Below are 25,495 nucleotides of genomic sequence, written 5' to 3'. Positions count from 1 at the left end.
CCAGACCCCGGTGAACACCGGGGTCCCGGACTTGGCGACTCGAACTTCCTCCTCCCCAGTCGACAAGATCCCCACCCCACGACGCCGATGTGCTGACCGGCTCCGGATTCCGTACGGACGCATGACGGCGCATTCGGTGAAGGGCGGCATTCGCCATTCCTGTACAACCGAACATAGCTCGCCCGGACTGATCTCGGCACCCGTTACCAGCACAAACCTCCGATCAGGCGTTCCTCTCCCCTCACTACCTGCAACGTTTGGAATTCCCCATCAGTTCCGGTTTATTCCGAACGATTTGGGAGAGGCGCCCACGACAGCGGCGCCGACCAGCGACGGCACCCGGTCGCCCCGCGCCGATCCATCGTGCCCGCGATCCGGAATTCGCACCCGCGCCCCGGACGGCGGGGATTTCGCCGCGGAATCCCCGCCATTCCGCCGCCCCGGCGCCCACCGCCCGGGCGGAGCACCGGGCGGCACCGCGACCCGGGCGTCCGCGCCGTCGGGCGGCGTGCCGGGTCGGCGGGCCTCCCCCGCCGGCTCCGGGCCCCCCACGGCCCGGTGGACCGGCCGCTCCCCGCCGGCTCCTGCGCCGCCGGTGCCCGCCGCCCCCCGCGGCGAGGACCCGGCGCACGCGTCGCGGCCGCGCCCGGCGGGGGAACCCGCCGCGCCGCCGGAAACGGACCCCACCCCCGCGGCGTACAGCGCCCGCGCCGCCTCGGCGAGGGAGGCCCCCGTCGTCATGACGTCGTCCACCAGCACCACCCGGGCGCCCCGCAGCAGCCGGATCCCGCCCGGGACCACCTCCAACGCACCCGCCAGGTTCTCCCGCCGCTCCCGCGCGTCCAGACCGGCCTGGTCGGCGACCGTCCTGCCCTGCCGCAGCACCGGCGCGACCCGAGCCGCCACCCCGGTGCGCCGCAACTCCCTCGCGGCGGCGGCCGCCGCACGCCGTACCGCGTCATGGCCACGCGCGCGCACGGCCCGGCGTGCCGACGGAACCGGCACCAGTACCAGGGGGAGGCCCCCCGCCCCTCCCCCACCCGCCTCCTCCGCCTCCGCTCCGTGCGGGCGCCCGCCGGCCCCCGCGCACCTCGCCGCGGCCGCCCGCACGGCGCCCGCCAGGGCCGCGCCCAGCGGCACGGCCAGGGCCAGCGCTCCACGCTCCTTGTGGGCGAGCAGGGCCGCGCGTACGGCGTCGGCATAGGGGGCCGCCGCCCACACGCCGGGGAGCCCCGCGGGCTCCGGTTCGGGTCGTACGCGTACCGCCGGCCGTCCGTGGAGCGACCGGGTGCAGGCGTCGCACAGGACCGCACGGGCACGGCCGCAACCGGCGCAGGCCGCCGGCAGTACGAGCCCGGTGATCTCCTGCCACCATCCCCGCATGCCCTCCACGATGGCGCGCTCCGGGGCGGTTCGCCACCCCTGTGGAAAACTCCCCCAGGGGCGTCTGCGCAGGTCAGCCCGGGTAGACGGGGGAGGTCCCCTTGTCGACCATGGGCTGCCAGTTGACGCCGGACCGGAGTCTGACGACACCGTCGTCGGCGGCGGCGACCAGGGGGGCGCGCTCGTCGCTGGCGGCGGCGACGGCCTTGACCTGGTTGAGACCGGGGATGACGGCGGCTGAGGCGGAGCCGTCGGTCTGGACGTAGCGGACCTGCTGGACGCCGCCGGCCTGCTTGCCGAGGACGACGAGGCGGCTGGGTCCGGCCCAGGAGACGGACGCCACCGATTCCATGCGGGGCGCGACCGACTGGAGGTCGACGACGGCGACCTTCTGCCGGTCGCCGACGGTCCGCCGTTCGACGCGGCCGATCTGGAGGGTGGTCCTGCCGTTCTCGGTGAGGCGCATGGCGATGCGCACGCCGTCCTCGGAGAGGCGCAGCTCCTCGACGCGCACGCCCTCGCCGAGCCAGGGCGCGGTGACGGTGAGCGGCTCGCCGGTGCCGCCGGGGAGGAGGAGCAACCGGGGTCCGGCGGGGTCCCGGTCGGCGACCCACAGGTCCTTGCGCCCGTCCCAGCTGGGCGCGGAGAGCCGGTCGGCCGCCCGGGCGCCCCGGCTGGTGACGAGGGGTTCGGGAAGACCGGAGTCGGACTGGAGGAAGGCGACGCGGAGGGTGCGGCCGTTCTCGGCCAGGACGGCGGCGTGCTCCTCGTCCCGGGAGACCGCGGCGGCCTCGACCTTCACGGCCCCGTCGCCGAAGGGTCCCCGGACGCGCCGGGGCTCGACGGTCTCCTTGGCGCCGGGAAGGAGCCGGGCGAGTCTGCCCTGGGCGTCGACGAAGTAGGGGGTCTCGCGGAGGCCGGGGGTGGGATCGGCCATGAAGTCGGATTTCCGGTCCTCGCGCAGGGCGCAGAGGGAGCGGCCGTCGGAGCGCTGGAGTTCCACCTGCCGGACCCGGGTGGAGGCCAGGTCCCCCACGGTGAAGAGGATTTGTGCGGCCATCTTGCGGCACTGCTCGCGGTCGACGCCGTTCGCCTTGTCGTTGAGCGGGACCTTGAGGGTGTTCTGGTCGTCGGTGGCGAGGACGGTGGTGTCCTCCTTCAGTTCCGTCCCGTCGGGGAAGCGGGTCTCGACGGCTGGTTTGAGCCAGTTCGTCGGCCCTTCCAGGAGCGCTTCCACCGCCTGCGTCAGGGAGTCCATGCCGGTCACGGGGTCCTGGCGTTTCCGGATGTACACCGGATCGGCGACGACCCAGTGCTTGCCGGCCGCGAAGTAGTACTTGTTGACGGAGCGGTAGTTGCGCTGGAAGTCGGATTCGCCCAGGAGGAGGCCCTGCGGGAGGAGGTCGATGCGCCACTCCTTCTGTTTGCCGTCCGCGGAGCGCTGCTGCACGAGCCGGATGAATTCGCTGTACGTCACGGAGCCGAGCGGCTGGTAGGCGTGCCGGTCGTCGACGGTGGCGATCTTCCGGCCGGAGAGGCGGTAGAGGAGGGTCTGGGGGCTGCCGGGGGCGGCGCGCTCCTGGCGTGCGGGGCCGCCCTGCTGCGGGACGGGGGCGGTGCTGAGGACGGTGGTGCGCTCCTCGGGCTTCCAGGTGCGGGCGGCCTGCTTGGTGAGGTACTTGCGGGCGGTGTCGAAGTCGGGGTCGTCGCCGGTCATCGCCTCGAGGAAGCCTTCGACGATCTCGGCGGGCTCGGCGTTCTCGCGGGGCGGCACGGGATAGACGCGTACCTGGGAGTCGCCCTGCCGGGAGGTCTTCACCGCGCTGACGTCCCCGGTGTCGGGCATGGAGGCGCAGCCGGCGAGGAGGGCGGCCGAGCCGAGGAGCGCGGTGCCGCGTGCCGTTCGCCGGCGGGCGCGTCGGCGGTCAGCGTCCACGGGTGGTGTCCTTCCGCTTCGTCCGGTCCTGGTCCTGGTCTTGCGGTGCGTCGCCGGCGGCGGGCTCGGCGCTGTGTCCGCGTGCGACGACGCGGGTGCCGTTGCCGGGGAGGGCGGCGGGGTCGGCGGTGGCGGCGCGCGCCGGGCCGGGCGGGGCGGGACGGGTGGGCCCGGGGTTTCCGTCGCCGTCGCCCCGGGCCGGGCCGGGCGGGGCGGGGCCGGTCCGCGCGTCGGTCCTCCGGGCGTGTTCGGCGGCGGCGTGTTGCCGGTGGCGGCGGGAGTCCTCGGGTTCGAGGGGTATGGGGGAGCCCCGGAGCGGTTCGTCGGCGGTGCGGGGCAGGGTGAGGCGGAACTGCGAGCCGCCGCCCGGTTCGCCCCAGGCCTGGAGCCAGCCGCCGTGGAGGCGGGCGTCTTCGAGGGCGATGGAGAGACCGAGGCCGGTGCCGCCGGTGGTGCGGGCGCGTGCGGGGTCGGCGCGCCAGAAGCGGTTGAAGACGCGGGTGGCCTCGCCGGGTTTGAGGCCGACGCCGTAGTCGCGTACGGCGATGGCGACGGCACCGCCCGCGGCGGCGAGGCGGACGACGACGTCGCGGCCCTCGCCGTGCTCGACGGCGTTGACGACGAGGTTGCGCAGGACGCGTTCGACCCGGCGGGCGTCGGCTTCGGCGATGACGGGCTGTTCGTCGCCGGCGACGCGGATGCGGCCGCCCTTGTGTTCGGCGAGGGGCCGCGCGCCGTCGATGACGCGGCGGACGACGTCGCGGAGGTCTATGGGCTCGGCCTCGAGGGCGGCGGCGCCGGCGTCGAAGCGGCTGATCTCGAGGAGGTCGGCGAGGAGGGACTCGAACCGGTCGAGCTGGTCGCCGAGGAGCTCGGCGGAGCGCGCGGTGACGGGGTCGAAGTCGTCGCGTGCCTCGTGGATGACGTCGGCGGCCATGCGGACGGTGGTGAGGGGGTGCGCAGCTCGTGGGAGACGTCGGAGACGAAGCGGCGCTGCATGCGGGACAGGTCCTCCAGCTGCTGGATCTTGTGCTGGAGGTTCTGGGCCATTTTGTTGAAGGCCTCGCCGAGGCGGGCGATGTCGTCTTCCCCGGTGACCTTCATGCGTTCCTGGAGACGCCCGGCGGAGAGGCGTTCGGCGACGCCGGCGGCCATGCGGACGGGGGTGACGACCTGGCGCACGACGAGCCAGGCGATGGCGCCGAAGAGGACGACGACGAACAGCCCGGCGGTGGTGATGGTCGTCTTGACGAGGCTGAGGGAGGTCTCCTCCTGGGTGAGGGGGAAGAGGTAGTACAGCTCGTAGGTGTTGCCCTCGACGTCGTTGAGGCGCTTGCCGATGACGAGTCCGGCCTCCGAGTGCTGGCCGTCGGCGTAGTGGATGCGGGTGTACGTCTGGAAGGTCCCGGTGCCCTGGGCGACCGCCTCGCGCAGGGCGACGGGGATGCTCTCGACCTCGACGCCTCCGGAGGCGCGGGCACCGCGGCTGGGTGCGGTGCCGGCGGAGTCGGAGCTGAGGGCGACGACGTCGAAGGCGCCGGCGCCGCCGCTGGCGAGCTGTACGACGAGGTCGGAGCGCCAGTTGAGGAGGGAGCGGGAGGGGGTGTCACCGCCGGTGGGGGCGGAGCCGGTGGCGGCGCTGGCCTCGTCCTGGGCGGCGGAGAAGCCGCCCGCGGCCTGGCTCTGCGCGGCTCGTTCCTTGGCGTCGAGCAGGCCGTTGCGGACCTGACCGATGACGACGAAGCCGAGCAGCAGGACCACGCCGAGCGACATGAGGAGGGTGGCGACGACGACGCGGAGCTGGATGTTGCGTCGCCACAGGCGCAGGGCGGGCAGGAGGGGACGGCGGATCCACCGCGCCAGGAGGCGGAGCACCGGGCCCCCCGGTGCTCCGTCCTGGAGGATGCGTCCGCCGGAGAGGAGGCGGCCCAGGCGGGTGGGACCGTGACCGGGTCCGGCAGCCCGCCCCGCACGGACTCCCGGCTTCCCGGGCTTCGGAGCAGCGCTGCCTCGGGTCATGTCAGCTCGGTCCCGCCTTGTAGCCGACGCCGCGGACGGTGACGACGATCTCGGGCCGTTCGGGGTCCCTCTCGACCTTGGAGCGGAGGCGCTGGACGTGGACGTTCACCAGGCGCGTGTCGGCGGCGTGGCGGTAACCCCAGACCTGCTCGAGGAGGACTTCACGGGTGAAGACCTGCCACGGCTTGCGGGCGAGCGCGACGAGGAGGTCGAACTCGAGGGGCGTGAGCGCGATGGACTGCCCGTCCCGCTTCACGGAGTGCCCGGCGACGTCGATGACGAGGTCGCCGATGGTGAGCTGCTCGGGCGCGGGCTCCTCGGACCTGCGCAGGCGCGCCCGGATGCGGGCGACGAGCTCCTTCGGCTTGAACGGTTTGACGATGTAGTCGTCGGCACCGGATTCGAGGCCGACGACCACGTCCACGGTGTCGCTCTTGGCGGTGAGCATGACGATCGGCACGCCCGACTCGGCGCGGATGAGCCGGCACACCTCGATGCCGTCCCGTCCGGGCAGCATGAGGTCGAGGAGTACCAGGTCGGGCTTGGTCTCCCGGAATGCGGCGAGCGCCTTGTCGCCGTCCGCTACGAACGACGGCTCGAACCCTTCACCACGCAGCACGATCCCGAGCATCTCGGCCAGTGCGCTGTCGTCGTCGACGACAAGGACGCGTCCCTTCATAATCGACATCATCCCATTAGCTCATCGTTACCCGGCATGACCTGGCACACAGCTCTGCGATTCCTCCCGGGGTGGCCGGCGACGCCACTCCCGCCTCGGTGACGAGCGCGGTCACCAGTTCGGGCGGTGTGACGTCGAAGGCCGGGTTGTAGGCCTGGGTTCCCAAGGGTGCGACGGGTGTGCCGCCGCCGGTGCCCCTCGCGGCCGCCCCGGCGGGGACCGGGACCGTGAACCGCGTCACTTCGCTTCCCGGTCGTTGTTCGATCTCGATGGACGCCCCGTCGGGCGTGCCGGTGTCGATCGTGCTCACGGGGGCGACGACCACGAACGGTACGTGGTGGTACCTGGCGAGGACGGCGAGAGGGTACGTGCCGACCTTGTTGGCGACGGAGCCGTCGGCGGCGATCCGGTCGGCGCCGACGAGGACGGCGTCGACCTCGCCGGCCGCGAAGAGGGACCCGGCGGCGTTGTCGGTGAGCAGGGTGTAGGCGAGGCCGTTGCGGGCGGCCTCGTACGCGGTGAGGCGGGCGCCCTGGAGGAGGGGCCGCGTCTCGTCGACCCACAGCCGCCGCAGCCGCCCGGCCCGGTGGGCGGCGAGGGCGACGGCGAACGCGGTCCCCTCACCTCCGGACACGAGGGCCCCGGTGTTGCAGTGGGTGAGGATGCGGTGACTCCCCCCGGGCAGCAGCTCGTCGAGGAGGGCGAGGCCTCGGGCGGCCATGGCGGTGCTGGCCTCCGCGTCCTCCCGGTGGAGCCGCCGGGCCTCGACCAGGGCGGCCTCGGCGGCCTCCTCCGGGGTGGCGCCCCTCGCGGCGGCGGCGCGATGGGCGGCGAGGGCCCGCCGTACGCCGTATCCGAGGTTCACGGCGGTGGGGCGCGCCTCGGCCAGCTGGACCGCGGCCTCCTCCACGTCGTAGCGGCGGGCGGCGGCGAGCGCCACGCCGTAGGCTCCGGCGAGACCGAGGAGGGGTGCGCCGCGCACGGCGAGCGTCTGGACGGCCCGGACGAGGGCCGGCACGTCGGTGCAGACCAGTTCGACCTCCTCGGCGGGGAGCCGGGTCTGGTCGAGGAGTATCACCACGGGGCCTTCGGGGGGTTCCGCCCAGCGGAGGGCGGAGGGTACGGGCGGTAGGGCGCCGATATCCGTTCCTGCGTGCTGATCAGCCATTCGCCCAGTCTGCCCGCTGGCCGGGTGACAATGAAGGTGTCACGGCGGGTGGTCGAGTCGCCGGGGCACTGGTCCCGGGGCGGGCGGCCCGTGGCACGATGGCTGCCGACCTGCCGCTCTGCGGGCGGCCGGGTGCCGTGACCGAGCCGGCTCGACGAGTGGGCCCCGCGACCAAGCCACGAGGTGGACGACCGTGAACGACTCTCCGGGCTGGGCCTCGCCCGGATCCCCTCCCCCGCCGACGACCGGGGCGCCGATTCGCCCCGCCCGGTAGGCGGGCAGGGCGGCCCTGCCCCGAAGTGGTCGGGTAACCAGCCGCCTCCCGGCCGGTGGTCGCCGTCGGCGCCCGGGCCGGGCGGGCCCGGCCGGGGCGGCGGCGGTCCGTACGGCGGGTGGGCGCAGCCTCCGGCGCCGAAGCCGGGCGTGATCCCGCTGCGTCCGCTGGGCGTGGGCGAGATCCTGGACGGGGCGGTGTCGACGCTGCGTACGCATTGGCGGACCGTCCTGGGGATCACGCTCTCCGTGTCGGTGGTGGTGCAGCTGGCGCAGCTCCTCCTGCGGCGGTACGTACTCCCGCGGCAGCCGACGGTCGACCCGAACGCGAGCCCGTCGGAGGTGCTGGAGCAGACCGGCGAGTCGCTGCGGGTGGGCATGATCTCCGCGTTTCCGTCGTCGCTGCTGGGGCTGATGGCCATGTTCGTGACGACGGCGCTGCTGACGTTCGTGGTGAGCCGCTCGGTGCTGGGCCGTCCGGTGACGCTCGGAGAGGTGTGGCGGGACGCCCGGCCGCGGCTCGTGCCGCTGCTGGGTCTGATGCTCCTCCTTCCGCTGGTGGCCACCGCCGTCATGGCCGTGGGCGTCCTCCCGGGGCTGGCGGTCGGCTCCGCACCGGGCGCGCTGCTGACGGTCCTCGGCGGGCTGGTCGCACTGCTCGCGGTGTGCTGGCTGATGGTGCGGTTCAGCCTGTCGTACTCGGTGGTGATGCTGGAGAGGCAGGGTGTGGTGGCCTCGCTGCGGCGTTCCGCCAGACTGGTGCGGGGTTCGTGGTGGCGGACCTTCGGCATCCTGATCCTGACGGTGCTGCTGACGTTCCTGGTCATGATGATCGTGGCGGTTCCGTTCTCCCTGCTCGCGTTCGCCGTGAGCGGTGAGGGGATGGGCGGCCTGCTCTCCGGAGGCGTTTCCCCGTACGACTGGACGTTCCTGGTCATTACGCACGTCGGTGCCGTCGTCGCATCCGCGATCACGTACCCGATCTCCGCGGGAGTGCCGGTCCTGCTCTACGTGGACCTGCGTATCCGCCGTGAGGCCCTCGACCTCGAACTCGCCCGTGCGGCGGGTGTGCCCGGCTACGGCTCCGCCTCGCCGGGCGGCACGACTCCCAGGAGCTGATGCGGTGCAGGTCGCGGGGGGAGCAGGGGTGTGGGGGCGGATCACCGCGGACGGCGACGGGCCGCCGTTGGACGTGCCGCGGGTGCCCGCCCGTGAGGCGGCGGAGCGGGAGCTGTCCAGGCCGCTGTACGGGGAGGACGAGCCAAGCCTCCTCCTGCGTGCCGCGGACGCCTTCTTCGAGTGGATCGGCGACCTGTTCGACGCGGCGTCCGGCGCCACTCCGGGGGGCTGGGTGGGCATCGTGGTGATCACCGCCCTCGCGGCGGCCCTGCTCGGCGCCCTGGGGTGGCGGCTCGGCACGCCGCGCCGGGCGCCGATGCGGGCGGACTCGCTGTTCGCCGAGGAGCCGCGGACGGCGGAGGACCACCGTGCGGCCGCCGAGCGACACGCGGCCGCGGGCCGCTGGAACCAGGCGGTGCAGGAACGGATGCGCGCCGTGGTCCGCTCCCTGGAGGAGCGCACCGTACTCGACCCGCGTCCGGGCCGCACCGCGGACGAGGCGGCCGCCGAGGCGGGCCGGGCACTGCCCGCCCATGCCGACGGGCTACGCACCGCCGCCCGCGAGTTCGACGACGTCACGTACGGCGGCCGGACCGCCGACCAGCGCGCGTACCGGCGTCTGAGGGATCTGGACGCCGCGGTGCAGCGGACCAGGCCCCGGTGGGGCGACCAGCCCCGGGGAGCCGCCCGATGACCTCCGCCGGCACTTCCCTGTCCCGGAGCCCCGCCCACGTCTGGTCGCGGGTGCGGGGCGTCCTGCTCGCCCTGGCACTGCTGATCACCGCGGGCTTCGTTCTGGCCCTGCTGCGGGCCGACGAGCAGCACGGCCGTCTCGACCCCCGCTCCCCGAACCGCAACGGCAGCCGCGCGATCGCCGAACTGCTCAGGGAGCGCGGGGTGGCGGTCCGGGTCGCCACGACCCTCGACGAGGTCACCGCCGCCGCCGGCCCCGACTCCACCGTCCTGGTCACGGCACCCAACGTGCTCAGCGGCGCCCAGCGAACGGCCCTGCGCGACACGATCGGCACGTCGGGCGGCCGGACCGTCCTCCTCGCCGCCGACACGTCGTCCCTCGGCACCCTGGCCCCCGGTGTGACGGCGGACCTCCCCGCCGCGGTCCGGACCCTGCAGCCCGGCTGCGACCTTCCCGAGGCCCGCCGTGCGGGCTCGGTGGACCTGGGCGGCGAGCGGTACGCGACGACCGGCTCCACCTCCGCGGACGCCTGCTACTTCCACGACGGCCTGCCCACACTGATCCGCCTGGAGAACTCCGCCGGCGGTGACACGGTCCTTCTCGGAGCGGCGGACCTGCTGTTCAACGAGCACCTCGCCGCCGAGGGCAACGCGTCGCTCGCTCTGCAACTCCTCGGTTCCCGTAGCCATCTCGTCTGGTACCTCCCCTCACTCACCGATCCTTCCGCCGCCGATGGCGACGGCTCCGACGGCGGGGACCATGCGGAAGGGGAAGCGGACTTCCTCAGCCTGATCCCCTCGGGCTGGTCGTGGGCCGCCCTGCAGCTCTCCGTGGCGGCGGTCCTGGCCGCCGTCTGGCGGGCCCGCCGTCTGGGGCCGCTCGTCATGGAACGCCTCCCGGCCGCGATCCGCGCGTCGGAGGCGACGGAGGGCCGCGCCCGCCTCTACTTCCGCGCCAACGCCCGCGACCGCGCCGCCGCCGTGCTCCGCTCGGCCGTCCGCGGCCGCCTCGCTCCCCTCGTGGGTGTCCCCCTGCGGGAAGCCCACTCACCCGATGCCCTGCTCCCCGCCCTGTCGGCCCGCTTGGCCGGCGGCACCGACGACGTGCGGGACCTGTTGTTCGGCCCGGCTCCCTTCGATGACGCCGCGCTCGTCCTCCTGGCAGACCAACTCGACGCCCTCGAAAGAGAGGTACGCACCTCATGAGTGCCCCGACCCCCGAGACCGCTGAGGACTCGGACCGCGCCCGCGCCTCCTTGGAAGCCCTGCGCACCGAGATCGCCAAGGCCGTGGTCGGGCAGGACTCCGCCGTCACCGGACTCGTCGTCGCTCTGCTCTGCAGGGGCCACGTCCTTCTGGAGGGCGTGCCCGGTGTCGCCAAGACACTGCTCGTGCGCGCCCTCGCCGCGTCGCTGGAACTCGGCACCAAGCGCGTCCAGTTCACCCCTGACCTGATGCCGAGCGACGTGACGGGCTCACTCGTCTACGACACGCGGACCGCGGAGTTCTCCTTCCAGCCGGGCCCGGTCTTCACGAATCTGCTCCTCGCCGACGAGATCAACCGGACGCCGCCGAAAACCCAGTCGTCGCTTCTGGAGGCGATGGAGGAGCGGCAGGTCACGGTGGACGGCACACCGCGTCCCCTGCCCGAGCCGTTCCTGGTGGCGGCGACGCAGAACCCCGTCGAGTACGAGGGGACCTACCCCCTCCCCGAGGCACAGTTGGACCGTTTCCTCCTGAAGTTGACGGTCCCCCTGCCGTCCCGCGACGACGAGGTCAACGTGTTGACCCGTCACGCGGAGGGCTTCGACCCACGTGACCTGAAGGCTGCGGGTGTGCGTCCGGTCGCCGGCGCCGCGGACCTGGAGGCCGCTCGCCGCGCGGTCGCCCGAACCTCGGTGTCCACCGAGATTTCCGGCTACGTCGTCGATATCTGCCGTGCCACGCGTGAATCCCCCTCGCTCACCCTCGGCGTCTCCCCCGAGGCGCCACCGCTCTGCTCTCCACCGCCCGGGCCTGGGCCTGGCTCACCGGCCGGGACTACGTCACCCCCGACGACGTGAAGGCCCTCGCCCTACCCACCCTGCGCCACCGCGTCCAACTGCGTCCCGAAGCGGAGATGGAGGGCGTGACGGCCGACTCCGTCATCAACTCGATCCTCGCCCACGTCCCCGCACCGTCGCTGAGGCAGTGATCCATGACCCTCACCGGGCGTACCGCCCTTCTGGCCGCGATCGGTTCGCTCCCGGTCGGCATCCTCGCCCCCAGCTGGACGGGCATGCTGGCCGTCAACGCCCCCCTGTCCCTCGCAATTCTGTGCGACTACGCCCTGGCTGCGCCAGTGCGAACCCTGCGGTTCACCCGAAGTGGTGATACCTCCGTTCGACTCGGCGAGAACGCACAGGTCCACCTCCTCCTGGAGAACCCCTCGCGGCGACGCCTGCGGGCGGTCGTCCGGGACGCGTGGCCGCCGAGCTCCTGGCCGGTGGGCACCGCCCAGGATGCCTCCCGGCACAAGGTGACGGTCCCGGCGGGCGAGCGACGCAGGCTGACGACGGTGCTGCGGCCCACGCGCCGCGGTGACCGCCAGGCGGAACGGATCACGGTCCGCTCGTACGGACCACTGGGTCTGGCGGCCCGCCAGGGCGGCCACCGCCTGCCGTGGAAGGTCCGCGTCCTGCCTCCGTTCACCAGTCGCAAGCACCTGCCGTCCAAGCTCGCGAGGCTGCGGGAGATGGACGGCCGGACGAGTGTGCTGACGCGGGGCGAGGGCACCGAGTTCGACAGTCTCCGCGAGTACGTACCCGGGGACGACACCCGTTCCATCGACTGGCGTGCCACGGCACGGCAATCGAATGTCGCGGTCCGCACATGGCGTCCGGAGCGGGATCGGCACCTCCTGCTCGTCTTGGACACGGGGCGCACCTCGGCCGGCCGTGTCGGAAACGTTCCCCGTCTGGACGCGGCGATGGACGCCGCCCTGCTGCTGACCGCGCTCGCTTCACGCGCCGGCGACCGGGTGGACCTGCTGGCGTACGATCGCCGCCTCCGCGCCCGTGTGCAGGGCCGGGCGGCCCGGGACGTCCTACCCGTGATGGTCGACGTCATGGCGACGCTGGAGCCGGAGCTGGTGGAGACGGACGCACGCGGTCTGAGCGCCGCAGCGCTGGCCGGCGCCCCGCGCCGTTCGTTAATCGTGCTGCTGACCGGCTTGGACGCGGCGCCGATCGAGGAGGGCCTCCTCTCGGTACTGCCGCAGCTCACCCAGCGGCACACAGTCGTGGTGGCCGCCGTGTCGGATCCGCATGTGGACCGGATGACGAGGTCGCGGGGGACGACTGAGGCGGTGTACGAGGCTGCTGCCGGAGCTCAGGCCCAAGCCCAGCGACACCGTACGGCGGAGCAGCTTCGACGGCACGGCGTCACCGTCGTGGACGCCAAACCGGAGGATCTGGCACCGGCACTTGCCGACGCATACCTCGCGCTGAAGGCGGCAGGGCGTCTCTGAGGAAAGCGAGCAGCCTACTGAGAACCTTCGGAGACCTCGGTAGGCTGTCCTGCCAGAAGAACCGGAAACGCGGGAAAGCCCCGCACCGTCAGGTGCGGGGCTTTCCCGTCTCAAGAATTGTTCGGCGGTGTCCTACTCTCCCACAGGATCCCCCCTGCAGTACCATCGGCGCTGAAAGGCTTAGCTTCCGGGTTCGGAATGTAACCGGGCGTTTCCCTAACGCTATGACCACCGAAACACTATGAAGATACCGACACTCCACCGGCACACCGGGAGGTCGTTCCTTCAGAACAACACAGTGGACGCGAGCAACTGAGGACAAGCCCTCGGCCTATTAGTACCGGTCAACTCCACCCATCACTGGGCTTCCATATCCGGCCTATCAACCCAGTCGTCTACTGGGAGCCTTACCCTCTCAAGGAGGCGGGAACACTCATCTCGAAGCAGGCTTCCCGCTTAGATGCTTTCAGCGGTTATCCCTCCCGAACGTAGCCAACCAGCCATGCCCTTGGCAGAACAACTGGCACACCAGAGGTTCGTCCGTCCCGGTCCTCTCGTACTAGGGACAGCCCTTCTCAATATTCCTACGCGCACAGCGGATAGGGACCGAACTGTCTCACGACGTTCTAAACCCAGCTCGCGTACCGCTTTAATGGGCGAACAGCCCAACCCTTGGGACCGACTCCAGCCCCAGGATGCGACGAGCCGACATCGAGGTGCCAAACCATCCCGTCGATATGGACTCTTGGGGAAGATCAGCCTGTTATCCCCGGGGTACCTTTTATCCGTTGAGCGACGGCGCTTCCACAAGCCACCGCCGGATCACTAGTCCCGACTTTCGTCCCTGCTCGACCCGTCGGTCTCACAGTCAAGCTCCCTTGTGCACTTACACTCAACACCTGATTACCAACCAGGCTGAGGGAACCTTTGGGCGCCTCCGTTACCCTTTAGGAGGCAACCGCCCCAGTTAAACTACCCATCAGACACTGTCCCTGATCCGGATCACGGACCCAGGTTAGACATCCAGCACGACCAGAGTGGTATTTCAACGACGACTCCACCCCAACTGGCGTTGAAGCTTCACAGTCTCCCACCTATCCTACACAAGCCGAACCGAACACCAATATCAAACTGTAGTAAAGGTCCCGGGGTCTTTCCGTCCTGCTGCGCGAAACGAGCATCTTTACTCGTAGTGCAATTTCACCGGGCCTATGGTTGAGACAGTCGAGAAGTCGTTACGCCATTCGTGCAGGTCGGAACTTACCCGACAAGGAATTTCGCTACCTTAGGATGGTTATAGTTACCACCGCCGTTTACTGGCGCTTAAGTTCTCAGCTTCGCCCCACCGAAATGGAGCTAACCGGTCCCCTTAACGTTCCAGCACCGGGCAGGCGTCAGTCCGTATACATCGCCTTACGGCTTCGCACGGACCTGTGTTTTTAGTAAACAGTCGCTTCTCGCTGGTCTCTGCGGCCACACCCAGCTCCGAGTGCAAGACTCATCACCAGACATGGCCCCCCTTCTCCCGAAGTTACGGGGGCATTTTGCCGAGTTCCTTAACCATAGTTCACCCGAACGCCTCGGTATTCTCTACCTGACCACCTGAGTCGGTTTAGGGTACGGGCCGCCATGAAACTCGCTAGAGGCTTTTCTCGACAGCATAGGATCATCCACTTCGCCACAATCGGCTCGGCATCAGGTCTCAGCCTTCACGTGCGACGGATTTACCTACCACACGGCCTACACCCTTACCCCGGGACAACCACCGCCCGGGCTGGACTACCTTCCTGCGTCACCCCATCACTCACCTACTACCAGTCTGGGCCACCGGCTCCACCACTCCGCACTTGTCCGAAGACGCACACGGCGGTTTCACGGGCTTAGCATCGCTAGGTTCAGCGCTGACGCTTCAAAGCGGGTACCGGAATATCAACCGGTTGTCCATCGACTACGCCTGTCGGCCTCGCCTTAGGTCCCGACTTACCCTGGGCAGATCAGCTTGACCCAGGAACCCTTAGTCAATCGGCGCACACGTTTCCCACGTGTGTATCGCTACTCATGCCTGCATTCTCACTCGTGAACCGTCCACAACTCGCTTCCACGGCTGCTTCACCCGGCACACGACGCTCCCCTACCCATCACAACAGGCGTTAGCCCTCATGCTGCAATGACACGACTTCGGCGGTACGCTTGAGCCCCGCTACATTGTCGGCGCGGAATCACTTGACCAGTGAGCTATTACGCACTCTTTCAAGGATGGCTGCTTCTAAGCCAACCTCCTGGTTGTCTCTGCGACTCCACATCCTTTCCCACTTAGCGTACGCTTAGGGGCCTTAGTCGATGCTCTGGGCTGTTTCCCTCTCGACCATGGAGCTTATCCCCCACAGTCTCACTGCCGCGCTCTCACTTACCGGCATTCGGAGTTTGGCTAAGGTCAGTAACCCGGTAGGGCCCATCGCCTATCCAGTGCTCTACCTCCGGCAAGAAACACACGACGCTGCACCTAAATGCATTTCGGGGAGAACCAGCTATCACGGAGTTTGATTGGCCTTTCACCCCTAACCACAGGTCATCCCCCAGGTTTTCAACCCTGGTGGGTTCGGTCCTCCACGAAGTCTTACCTCCGCTTCAACCTGCCCATGGCTAGATCACTCCGCTTCGGGTCTTGAGCGCGCTACTACACCGCCCTATTCGGACTCGCTTTCGCTACGGCTTCCCCACACGGGTTAACCTCGCAACACACCGCAAACTCGCAGGCTCATTCTTCAAAAGGCACGCAGTCACGAGGGTCCGAAAACCCCGACGCTCCCACGGCTTGTAGGCACACGGTTTCAGGTACTATTTCACTCCGCTCCCGCGGTACTTTTCACCATTCCCTCACGGTACTATCCGCTATCGGTCACCAGGGAATATTTAGGCTTAGCGGGTGGTCCCGCCAGATTCACACGGGATTTCTCGGGCCCCGTGCTACTTGGGTGTCTCTCCAACGAGCCGCATGAATTTCAGCTACGGGGGTCTTACCCTCTACGCCGGACCTTTCGCATGTCCTTCGCCTACCCATACGGTTTCTCACTCGTCTCACAGCCGGCAGACCATGAAAAAGAGATCCCACAACCCCGCACACGCAACCCCTGCCGGGTCTCACACGTATACGGTTTAGCCTCATCCGGTTTCGCTCGCCACTACTCCCGGAATCACGGTTGTTTTCTCTTCCTGAGGGTACTGAGATGTTTCACTTCCCCTCGTTCCCTCCACACTGCCTATGTGTTCAGCAGCGGGTGACAGCCCATGACGACTGCCGGGTTTCCCCATTCGGACACCCCCGGATCACAGCTCGGTTGACAGCTCCCCGGGGCCTATCGCGGCCTCCCACGTCCTTCATCGGTTCCTGGTGCCAAGGCATCCACCGTGCGCCCTTAAAAACTTGGCCACAGATGCTCGCGTCCACTGTGCAGTTCTCAAGCAACGACCAGCCACCCACCACCCCCAAGCCACACCTGGAGTTCACTGGGACCGGCATCGCAGAAGGGCAAGCAAACACTCGCACCCTCAGACACCCAACAGCGCGCCCGACCCGAACCCGTCCGAAGACCATGCGTTCCACACCCTCACGGGCAGTACTAACAGCCTCCGACCCGTGCACCGAATCGAATAGTCAACGTTCCACCCATGAGCCACCAGCACCGGACGTTCGCCGATGTACTGGCCTCTGACCAGACCAGACGGCCTGGTAAGAAGTGCTCCTTAGAAAGGAGGTGATCCAGCCGCACCTTCCGGTACGGCTACCTTGTTACGACTTCGTCCCAATCGCCAGTCCCACCTTCGACAGCTCCCTCCCACAAGGGGTTGGGCCACCGGCTTCGGGTGTTACCGACTTTCGTGACGTGACGGGCGGTGTGTACAAGGCCCGGGAACGTATTCACCGCAGCAATGCTGATCTGCGATTACTAGCGACTCCGACTTCATGGGGTCGAGTTGCAGACCCCAATCCGAACTGAGACCGGCTTTTTGAGATTCGCTCCACCTCACGGTATCGCAGCTCTTTGTACCGGCCATTGTAGCACGTGTGCAGCCCAAGACATAAGGGGCATGATGACTTGACGTCGTCCCCACCTTCCTCCGAGTTGACCCCGGCGGTCTCCCGTGAGTCCCCAGCACCACAAGGGCCTGCTGGCAACACGGGACAAGGGTTGCGCTCGTTGCGGGACTTAACCCAACATCTCACGACACGAGCTGACGACAGCCATGCACCACCTGTACACCGACCACAAGGGGGCACCCATCTCTGGATGTTTCCGATGTATGTCAAGCCTTGGTAAGGTTCTTCGCGTTGCGTCGAATTAAGCCACATGCTCCGCCGCTTGTGCGGGCCCCCGTCAATTCCTTTGAGTTTTAGCCTTGCGGCCGTACTCCCCAGGCGGGGAACTTAATGCGTTAGCTGCGGCACGGACGACGTGGAATGTCGCCCACACCTAGTTCCCAACGTTTACGGCGTGGACTACCAGGGTATCTAATCCTGTTCGCTCCCCACGCTTTCGCTCCTCAGCGTCAGTATCGGCCCAGAGATCCGCCTTCGCCACCGGTGTTCCTCCTGATATCTGCGCATTTCACCGCTACACCAGGAATTCCGATCTCCCCTACCGAACTCTAGCCTGCCCGTATCGAATGCAGACCCGGAGTTAAGCCCCGGGCTTTCACATCCGACGCGACAAGCCGCCTACGAGCTCTTTACGCCCAATAATTCCGGACAACGCTTGCGCCCTACGTATTACCGCGGCTGCTGGCACGTAGTTAGCCGGCGCTTCTTCTGCAAGTACCGTCACTTGCGCTTCTTCCCTGCTGAAAGAGGTTTACAACCCGAAGGCCGTCATCCCTCACGCGGCGTCGCTGCATCAGGCTTGCGCCCATTGTGCAATATTCCCCACTGCTGCCTCCCGTAGGAGTCTGGGCCGTGTCTCAGTCCCAGTGTGGCCGGTCGCCCTCTCAGGCCGGCTACCCGTCGTCGCCTTGGTGAGCCGTTACCTCACCAACAAGCTGATAGGCCGCGGGCTCATCCTGCACCGCCGGAGCTTTCCACCACCATCGGATGCCCGAAGCGGTCGTATCCGGTATTAGACCCCGTTTCCAGGGCTTGTCCCAGAGTGCAGGGCAGATTGCCCACGTGTTACTCACCCGTTCGCCACTAATCCCCCACCGAAGCGGGTTCATCGTTCGACTTGCATGTGTTAAGCACGCCGCCAGCGTTCGTCCTGAGCCAGGATCAAACTCTCCGTGAATGCTTCCCGGTCATCCGGGCAAACACCCGCGTTGAGCGGGACCGGAAGAAGGAATGATCCTCCCGATCCACAGCATCCTCGCTGTGTTCTTCAAAGGAACCACGTCTCACAGAGACGGGGTTATCAACATATCTGGCGTTGACTTTTGGCACGCTGTTGAGTTCTCAAGGAACGAACGCTTCCCTCGTACTCACCCTCTCGGGCTTTCCTCCGGGCGCTTCCCTTCGCTGTTTCCAACTCTACCAGATCCGTTCACCGTCCCGTTCCCGGTCCGGATTCCCTCTCCAGCGGCCGTTGGAAGGCCTCCGCCTTTCGGCGCTTTCCGACTTTATCAGATTCACCTTCGCCGACTGAAATCGGCTTCGCGATCCGAATGAGGAATCAATTGGCTCTGACGGGAACCTGCCCGGCTCACCGCAGAGCGAGAGAGATATCGCCTGCTGCACTTGGACTTGTCCAGCCCTGGCAACCGTTCAAATCTACCTCCCCGCCTGTCCTGTGTCAACAGGTCTGGCGGGCGAGGAGGACAGTAGCAGGCCGGGGAGGGTGAACGCACATCAGGCGGCGGTGGGCAGCTCCGCGCTGCGGTCGGCGGACTCCACGTCGCCCGCCTCGCCGGCCCGGGCCGCCCGGCCGCCGAGCACGTACACGTACGCGAGGAAGGCGGCCTCGGCCACGACTCCGATGGTGATCCGGCCCCAGGTGGGAAGGCCGGAGGGGGTCACGAAGCCCTCGATGGCGCCGGAGACGAGAAGGACCAGGGCCAGGCCGATGGCCATGCCGATCGCGGCGCGGCCCTGCCGGGCGAGGGCCGTGCGGCGTGAGTGGGGCCCCGGGTCGATGACCGTCCAGCCGAGGCGGAGGCCCGTACCGGCGGCGACGAAGACGGCCGTCAGCTCCAGCAGGCCGTGCGGCAGGACCAGGCCGAGGAAGGTGTCGAGGCGTCCCGCGGAGGACATGAGGCCGATGCCGATGCCGAGGTTGAGCATGTTGAGGAAGAGGACCCACAGCACCGGCACGCCGAGGAAGGCTCCGAGGACCAGGCACATGGCGGCGGCCCGCGCGTTGTTCGTCCAGACCTGGGCGGCGAAGGAGGCGGCCGGATGGCTGGAGTAGTACGTCTCGTACTCGCCGCCGGGGCCGGTCAGCCGACGCAGCTCGTCGGGGGCGGCGATGGCGGCCTGGACCTCGGGGTGCGTGCCGATCCACCAGCCGATGGCCGCGGCCACGAGGGTGGAGAGGACCGCAGTGGGGATCCACCAGTGGCGTGCGCGGTAGACCGCGGCGGGGAATCCGGCGGTGAGGAAGCGGGCGGCGTCGTGCCAGGAGGCGCGGCGGGTGCCGGTCACGGCGGCGCGGGCGCGGGCGACGAGCCGGGTGAGCCGGGCCGTGAGCGCCGGGTCGGGCGCGGTGCTCTGGACGGCGGAGAGATGGGTCGCGGTGCGCTGGTACAGCGCGACCAGTTCGTCCGCCTCGGCACCGGTCAGTCGGCGGCCGCGGCCCAGGAGGTGGTCCAGGCGGTCCCACTCGGCGCGGTGGGCGGTGACGTAGACGTCGAGGTCCATGATCGGCTGATGCTCCAGTGCACGGGGTGCGTACGGTTCGTACTGCTGCGGCGCGCTGTCGGTCAGCTTGGCAGACTGGCCTGGGGAGCGGTCGGGCGAGGTCGGGGAAGGGCGGGCGGCGTGAGCGAGGTCGTGACGGGGGACGCGGTGGTCCTGGGGCTCCGGCCGGCCCGGTTGCCGAGCCGGGCGTTGGCGCTGCTGATCGACCTCGTCGTGGTGTGGACGGCGTACCTGCTGACGTCCGTCGGGCTCGCCCTCGCGACGGCGACGCTCGACGAGGCCGCGCTGACGGCGGTGTCGGTCGCTTCCTTCCTGCTGGTCCTGGTGGGCGGGCCGGTCGCGGTGGAGACGCTGAGCCACGGGCGGTCGCTCGGGAAGCTGGCGTGCGGGCTGCGGGTGGTGCGGGACGACGGGGGGCCGATCCGGTTCCGGCACGCGCTGGTGCGGGGACTGGTCGGGATCGTGGAGATCCTGATGTCCTTCGGGGTGATCGCCTGTATCGCCTCGCTCGTGTCGGCGCGGGGGCGGAGGGTCGGTGATGTGTTCGCGGGGACCCTGGTGGTGCGGGAGCGGGTGCCCGTGGGGCGTACGACGCCGGTCCCCCCGCCGCCGCCGTGGTTGGCGGGGCGGTTCGCGCAGCTGGACCTGTCGGCGGTTCCGGACGTGCTGTGGCTGGGGATCCGGCAGTACCTGACGCGGATGTGGGAGTTGGATCCGGAGGCGGGCCGGGTGCTGGCGGAGCGTCTGGCCGACGGGGTGGCGGCGTGTACGGGGACGCCGGTGCCCCCCGGGGTGCCCGCGGCGGCGTTCCTGGCAGCGGTCGTGCAGGAGCGGCAGGTGCGGGACGCGCGTCGAGTGGCGCCCGTGGCCGCGGGGGGGCGGCGGGGCTTCTGATGTGGGGGGTGCCGGGGGTACGGGGAGCCCGGGCGGGGCGGGAGGACCGGGCGGCTCCGCCGGGGCGGCCGTGTACGGTGCCGGGGCGTTTGCGGCGGAGACCGCGGCGGAGGCGGGCGGAGGCCCTGCCCGGAGGGCCGGCACCGGGTTCGCGCCGCCCGCCTAGCGGCCGGGGGCCGGGCCGGCGGGGAAGGCGGAGGGCGGGGTCTGGAGGTCCTCGAGTTCGACGCCCGGAGCCGCGAGGACGACGTCGCCGGCGATGTGGACGGTGTGTCGCTCGCCCGTGTCGAGGGCGGTGACCCGGTACTCGTCCACGGTCAGGGGGCCGTTGTCAGTGGCGTGCGCTTCACTGTCCACCAGTGCCCAGGACTGGTCGACGGTGAGGGGGGCGAGGACCGGGTGCGTGAAGGCGACGAGGCGGACGCGGGTCGGGCCGGAGCCGGGGGTGAGGCGCAGGAGCCGGGTGAGTGCCACGAGGAAGGCGGGGGAGCCGCCGGTGAAGGCGTGGGCGCGCACGTTGCCTTCCTCGGCGTGCGAACCGGCCGGGTCGGTGCGGACCCAGGTGACACCGTCGAGGGCGGCGCCGCGCACCCGCCAGCCGCCGGCGTGGAGTTCGAGGCGGATGGGGCGGCCCAGGTCGTCGAGGGCGAGGTCGACGGAGCCGGCGTGGGCGCCGGAGGGGGTGGTCAGCTGCGAGACGTAGCGCCAGCCGGAGGGACCGGGGGCGCAGTGGAAGTGCTCTTCGCCGAGGGGGGTGCGGTCGTGCGGGTCGTGGAGCGAATAGCGGCCTCGGGGCATGGGTCCTCGGGGTTCCGGTCGGGGTCCGGGCGCCGCCGCTGAGCGGCTGCCGGGCCGGCCGGGTACGGGGCAGGCCCCCGACACGGGGGTGCGGGGGCCTGCCTGGGTACCTGCTGCCGGTCGCGCCGTGCGGTGGTCGCGAGGGCGGTCAGTAGCGGTAGTGGTCCGGCTTGTAGGGGCCTTCGACCTCGACGCCGATGTACTCGGCCTGCTCCGGGCGGAGCGTGGTGAGCTTGACGCCGAGTGCGTCCAGGTGGAGGCGGGCGACCTTCTCGTCGAGGTGCTTGGGCAGGACGTACACGTCGGTGGGGTACTGCTCCGGCTTCGTGTAGAGCTCGATCTGGGCCAGGGTCTGGTCCGCGAACGAGTTGGACATGACGAAGGAGGGGTGGCCGGTGGCGTTGCCCAGGTTGAGCAGGCGGCCCTCGGACAGGACGATGATCTTCTTGCCGTCGGGGAAGGTCCAGGTGTGCACCTGCGGCTTGACCTCGTCCTTGACGATACCGGGGATCTTCGCGAGGCCGGCCATGTCGATCTCGTTGTCGAAGTGGCCGATGTTCCCGACGATCGCCTGGTGCTTCATCCTGACCATGTCCGAGGCCATGATGATGTCGCGGTTGCCGGTGGTGGTGATGAAGATGTCGGCGGTCTCGACGACCTCGTCGAGGGTGGTGACCTGGTAGCCGTCCATCGCGGCCTGGAGGGCGCAGATGGGGTCGATCTCGGTGACGATGACGCGGGCGCCCTGGCCGCGCAGGGACTCGGCGCAGCCCTTGCCCACGTCGCCGTAGCCGCAGACGACGGCGACCTTGCCGCCGATGAGGACGTCGGTGGCGCGGTTGATGCCGTCGACGAGGGAGTGGCGGCAGCCGTACTTGTTGTCGAACTTCGACTTGGTGACGGCGTCGTTGACGTTGATCGCCGGGAAGAGCAGCGTGCCGTCGCGGTGCATCTCGTACAGGCGGTGGACGCCCGTGGTGGTCTCCTCGGTGACACCGCGGATCTCGGAGGCGAGGCGGGTCCACTTCTGCGGGTTCTCGGCGAGGGTGCGGCCCAGGAGGCGCAGGATGTGGGCGTACTCCTCGCTGTCCGCGGTGGACGGGTCCGGGGCCTGGCCGGCCTTCTCGAACTCGACGCCCTTGTGGACGAGGAGGGTGGCGTCACCGCCGTCGTCGAGGATCATGTTGGGGCCGCCGGTGGGGCTGTCGGGCCAGGTCAGAGCCTGCTCGGTGCACCACCAGTACTCCTCCAGCGTCTCGCCCTTCCAGGCGAAGACGGGGACGCCCCTGGGCTCGTCCGGGGTGCCGCCGGGGCCGACGGCGACGGCGGCGGCGGCGTGGTCCTGGGTGGAGAAGATGTTGCAGGAGGCCCAGCGGACGCGGGCGCCGAGGGCGACGAGGGTCTCGATGAGGACGGCGGTCTGCACGGTCATGTGCAGGGAGCCGGTGATGCGGGCGCCGGCCAGCGGCCGGGAGTCGGCGTACTCCTCGCGGATCGCCATCAGGCCGGGCATCTCGTGCTCGGCGAGGGTGATCTCCTTGCGGCCGAACTCGGCCAGGGAGAGGTCGGCGACCTTGAAGTCCTGCCGGTTGTCGACAGTGGTCATGTCGGGCTGCTCCTCGTTGTCGGGTTCGAGGCGGGTACGGCTGGCTCCGCGCCGTCGGACACGGGGGTGCCCGGGCACGCGCGGTGCAGTCGTCGGAGGCCCTCTCTCCCTCGGCCGGTCCGCCGGGACCGCCCGACCGCCATCAGCAGCGACGTCTGGCTCGGTATTCGAATCTACACCGACCGGGCACGCGGGCTTCAAGTGCCCCTCGGGCGGGTTCCGCCCGTCGCGCGGGAGGGCGGGCGGGCGGGCGGAAGGCCCCGGTGGGGCCGGGGCCTTCGGGTGCCGGACGGGCCGGCGGGGGCTCAGCGGGCGGTGCGGAGGATGTCGGGCTCCAGGTAGATGACCCGGGCGATGGGGACGGCGGCGCGGATGCGCTCCTCCGCGGCGTCGATCGCGGCGGCGACCTGGGCGGCGGTCTCGTCGTGCTGGACGGCGATCTTGGCGGCCACGAGGAGTTCCTCGGGGCCGAGGTGGAGCGTGCGCATGTGGATGATGCCGGTGACGGTGGTGCCGTCGACGAGGGACTCCTTGATCCTGTCCACCTCGTCGAGTCCGGCGGCCTCGCCCAGCAGGAGCGACTTGGTCTCGGCGGCGAGGACGACGGCGATCAGGATCAGCAGGACGCCGATGCAGAGGGTGCCGATGCCGTCCCAGACGCCGTTGCCGGTGACGAGGGCGAGGCTGACGCCGACGAGGGCGAGGACCAGGCCGACGAGGGCGCCGAGGTCCTCCAGGAGCACGACGGGCAGCTCGGGGGCCTTGGCGGTGCGGACGAAGTCCTTCCAGGAGCGCTTGCCGCGGAGTTCGTTGGACTCCTTGATGGCGGTGCGGAAGGAGAACGCCTCGGCGACGATCGCGAAGACGAGGACGCCGACGGGCCAGTACCAGGCCTCGATCTCGTGAGGGTCCTTGATCTTCTCGTAGCCCTCGTACAGGGCGAACATGCCGCCGACGGAGAAGAGGACGATGGAGACGAGGAAGGCGTAGATGTAGCGCTCGCGTCCGTAGCCGAAGGGGTGCTGGGGGGTCGCCTCGCGCCTGGCCTTCTTGCCGCCGAGGAGGAGGAGCCCCTGGTTGCCGGAGTCGGCGAGGGAGTGCACCGACTCGGCGAGCATCGATGACGAACCGCTGAAGACGAACGCCACGAATTTGCTCGCGGCGATCGCGAGGTTGGCGGCGAGTGCCGCCACGATCGCCTTGGTTCCGCCTGACGCGCTCATGCGTGTCGTGTTCCCTTCGCTGGTACCGGTTGGGTTCGTGGGTTCGGCCGATTCCGTACGGCGGGACATTGTTGCAGCACCGCGTGGTCGCGTCGGATCAGGCCACCGCCGTCGCCCTGAAGAGGGTGCCCCCGCCCGACAGTCCGACGCTCTCCCCGGCGGGTACGAAGACGGAGTGGCCGGGGGCGAGGGTGAGGTCGCCGACGCGCGGGGCGCCGGCGGTGGCGAGGAGGATCTGCGGGGTCGGGGCGGTCAGGTCGGCGGGGGCGGCGTCCTGGGGGCGCACGTACCGGGAGGGGCGGAACTCGTCGACGGGCGTCTCGTACACCTCCTCGCCGGAAGGGGAGGCCTCGGGGCGCAGGACGCCGGGGTCGCCGGCTTCGAAGCGGACGACGCGGAGGAGTTCGGGGACGTCGATGTGCTTGGGGGTGAGGCCGCAGCGCAGGACGTTGTCGGAGTTGGCCATGATCTCGACGCCGAGGCCGCCGAGGTAGGAGTGGGGCACGCCGGCGCCGAGGTAGAGGGCTTCGCCGGGCTGGAGCCGCACGTGGTTGAGGAGCAGGGCGGCGAGGACGCCGGGGTCGCCGGGGAAGTGGTGGGCGAGGGTGGCGTACGGGGCGTGGGTGCCGCCGAGGCGGGCGCAGGCGGCGGCGGCCTCGTCGACGGTGGCGGCGACGGCGCCGGGGTCGGCGGTGAGGACCGCGGTGAGCACCTCGCGGAGGGCCGCGTCCTCGGGGTGGGCGTGGAGCAGGTCCACGTACGGCTTGAGGGAGTCGACGTCGAGGGCGGCGAGGAGGTCGGCGGTCTCGACGGGGCGACGGAAGCCGCAGAAGCCCTCGAAGGGGGTGAGTGCGCAGATGAGCTCGGGCTTGTGGTGGGGGTCCTTGTAGTTGCGGTGGGGCGCGTCGAGGGGGATGCCGGCGTGTTCCTCGGCGGCGTAGCCGACCCGGGCCTGGTCGGGGTCGGGGTGGACCTGGAGGGAGAGGGGCGCGCCCGCGGCGAGGATCTTGAGGAGGAAGGGCAGGCGCGGGCCGAACCTGGCGACGGTGGCGGGGCCCAGCTCCCGGGCGGGGTCGGCGGCGATGACGTCGCCGAGGGGCTGTTCGCGGTCGCCTCCGGGAGTGGGGCGGGTGAGGCGGGAGGGTGCGCCCGGGTGGGCGCCCATCCACATCTCGGCCTGGGGCTCGCCGGTGGGGGCGGTGCCGAGCAGTTCCGGGATGGCCGTCGTCGAGCCCCAGGCGTAGGGGCGGACGGTGGTGGAGAGGCGGTCCATGGGCGGTGGGCTTTCCGTGCGGGCGGCGGGTGCGGCCGGGGGTCGGCGGTCGTGGGCCGACGGGTCCGAGGCGGCGGTTCCG

Annotated in this window: 12 protein-coding genes, 3 rRNA genes and 4 pseudogenes; 6 read left to right on the top strand and 13 right to left on the bottom strand. The window is 70.0% G+C overall.

Going from position 1 to position 25,495, the window contains the following annotated elements:
• Window positions 1-270: 270 nt before the first annotated feature.
• The 5 genes and pseudogenes from LUW75_RS15760 to mtnA all read right to left on the bottom strand — a co-directional run bounded on the left by LUW75_RS15760 (window position 271) and on the right by mtnA (window position 7,185).
• Window positions 271-1,383 carry a phosphoribosyltransferase family protein gene (locus LUW75_RS15760; protein ID WP_250336179.1) on the bottom strand — a complete coding sequence of 371 codons (1,113 nt, stop codon included), beginning with the start codon at window positions 1,381-1,383 and terminating at the stop codon, window positions 271-273.
• A 73-nt stretch (window positions 1,384-1,456) separates the two neighbouring features.
• Window positions 1,457-3,319 (bottom strand): LpqB family beta-propeller domain-containing protein, encoded by a 1,863-nt coding sequence (locus LUW75_RS15755; RefSeq protein WP_250336178.1) that lies wholly within the window; start codon window positions 3,317-3,319, stop codon window positions 1,457-1,459.
• A pseudogene (mtrB, locus tag LUW75_RS15750) lies at window positions 3,309-5,338 on the bottom strand (MtrAB system histidine kinase MtrB). The gene LUW75_RS15755 and the pseudogene mtrB overlap by 11 nt, the downstream one beginning before the upstream one ends.
• A 1-nt stretch (window position 5,339) precedes the next feature.
• Window positions 5,340-6,029 (bottom strand): two-component system response regulator MtrA, encoded by a 690-nt coding sequence (gene mtrA, locus LUW75_RS15745; protein WP_250336177.1) that lies wholly within the window; start codon window positions 6,027-6,029, stop codon window positions 5,340-5,342.
• Between the two features lie 4 nt (window positions 6,030-6,033).
• Window positions 6,034-7,185, bottom strand: a complete 1,152-nt coding sequence (mtnA, locus tag LUW75_RS15740) for an S-methyl-5-thioribose-1-phosphate isomerase (RefSeq protein WP_250336176.1) — start codon at window positions 7,183-7,185, stop codon at window positions 6,034-6,036.
• 193 nt (window positions 7,186-7,378) lie between these two features.
• On the opposite strand from mtnA, the pseudogene LUW75_RS15735 reads away from it, so the two are divergent.
• From LUW75_RS15735 to LUW75_RS15715, 5 genes and pseudogenes are all read left to right on the top strand, one after another.
• Window positions 7,379-8,577 (top strand): annotated as a pseudogene (locus LUW75_RS15735) (glycerophosphoryl diester phosphodiesterase membrane domain-containing protein).
• 4 nt (window positions 8,578-8,581) lie between these two features.
• Window positions 8,582-9,271 carry a DUF4129 domain-containing protein gene (locus LUW75_RS15730; protein WP_250336175.1) on the top strand — a complete coding sequence of 230 codons (690 nt, stop codon included), beginning with the start codon at window positions 8,582-8,584 and terminating at the stop codon, window positions 9,269-9,271.
• Entirely contained in the window at window positions 9,268-10,476 is a 1,209-nt protein-coding gene (locus tag LUW75_RS15725) for a DUF4350 domain-containing protein (protein WP_250336174.1), read from the top strand. Before LUW75_RS15730 ends, LUW75_RS15725 begins: the two co-directional genes overlap by 4 nt.
• Window positions 10,473-11,464 (top strand): annotated as a pseudogene (locus LUW75_RS15720) (AAA family ATPase). Before LUW75_RS15725 ends, LUW75_RS15720 begins: the two are co-directional and overlap by 4 nt.
• A gap of 3 nt (window positions 11,465-11,467) precedes the next feature.
• Window positions 11,468-12,778 carry a DUF58 domain-containing protein gene (locus LUW75_RS15715; RefSeq protein WP_250336173.1) on the top strand — a complete coding sequence of 437 codons (1,311 nt, stop codon included), beginning with the start codon at window positions 11,468-11,470 and terminating at the stop codon, window positions 12,776-12,778.
• A gap of 119 nt (window positions 12,779-12,897) precedes the next feature.
• On the opposite strand, the gene rrf is transcribed toward LUW75_RS15715, so the two are convergent.
• From rrf to LUW75_RS15695, 4 genes are all read right to left on the bottom strand, one after another.
• Window positions 12,898-13,014, bottom strand: a 5S ribosomal RNA gene (gene rrf / locus LUW75_RS15710).
• A 78-nt stretch (window positions 13,015-13,092) separates the two neighbouring features.
• Window positions 13,093-16,208, bottom strand: a 23S ribosomal RNA gene (locus tag LUW75_RS15705).
• 318 nt (window positions 16,209-16,526) lie between these two features.
• A 16S ribosomal RNA gene (locus LUW75_RS15700) occupies window positions 16,527-18,054 on the bottom strand.
• Together the 16S, 23S and 5S rRNA genes form the textbook arrangement of a ribosomal RNA operon.
• A gap of 557 nt (window positions 18,055-18,611) precedes the next feature.
• Entirely contained in the window at window positions 18,612-19,619 is a 1,008-nt protein-coding gene (locus LUW75_RS15695; RefSeq protein ID WP_250336172.1) for a stage II sporulation protein M, read from the bottom strand.
• A 120-nt stretch (window positions 19,620-19,739) separates the two neighbouring features.
• Here LUW75_RS15695 and LUW75_RS15690 point away from each other — a divergent pair.
• Window positions 19,740-20,679, top strand: a pseudogene (locus LUW75_RS15690) (RDD family protein).
• Here the strand turns inward: LUW75_RS15690 and LUW75_RS15685 are convergent.
• The 4 genes from LUW75_RS15685 to manA form a co-directional block, all read right to left on the bottom strand.
• On the bottom strand, window positions 20,676-21,311 hold the full coding sequence (locus LUW75_RS15685; RefSeq protein ID WP_250336171.1) for a hypothetical protein: 636 nt from the start codon (window positions 21,309-21,311) through the stop codon (window positions 20,676-20,678). The pseudogene LUW75_RS15690 and the gene LUW75_RS15685 overlap by 4 nt on opposite strands.
• Window positions 21,312-21,459: 148 nt before the next feature.
• Entirely contained in the window at window positions 21,460-22,917 is a 1,458-nt protein-coding gene (gene ahcY / locus LUW75_RS15680) for an adenosylhomocysteinase (protein WP_250336170.1), read from the bottom strand.
• A 305-nt stretch (window positions 22,918-23,222) separates the two neighbouring features.
• On the bottom strand, window positions 23,223-24,140 hold the full coding sequence (locus LUW75_RS15675; protein ID WP_250336169.1) for a cation diffusion facilitator family transporter: 918 nt from the start codon (window positions 24,138-24,140) through the stop codon (window positions 23,223-23,225).
• A 97-nt stretch (window positions 24,141-24,237) separates the two neighbouring features.
• On the bottom strand, window positions 24,238-25,413 hold the full coding sequence (manA, locus tag LUW75_RS15670) for a mannose-6-phosphate isomerase, class I (RefSeq protein WP_250336168.1): 1,176 nt from the start codon (window positions 25,411-25,413) through the stop codon (window positions 24,238-24,240).
• Between the last annotated feature and the right edge of the window lie 82 nt (window positions 25,414-25,495).

Origin of the sequence: Streptomyces sp. MRC013, from assembly GCF_023614235.1 — a bacterium.
Lineage (GTDB): Bacteria > Actinomycetota > Actinomycetes > Streptomycetales > Streptomycetaceae > Streptomyces.
This window is presented reverse-complemented; position numbering and strand designations above follow the sequence as displayed.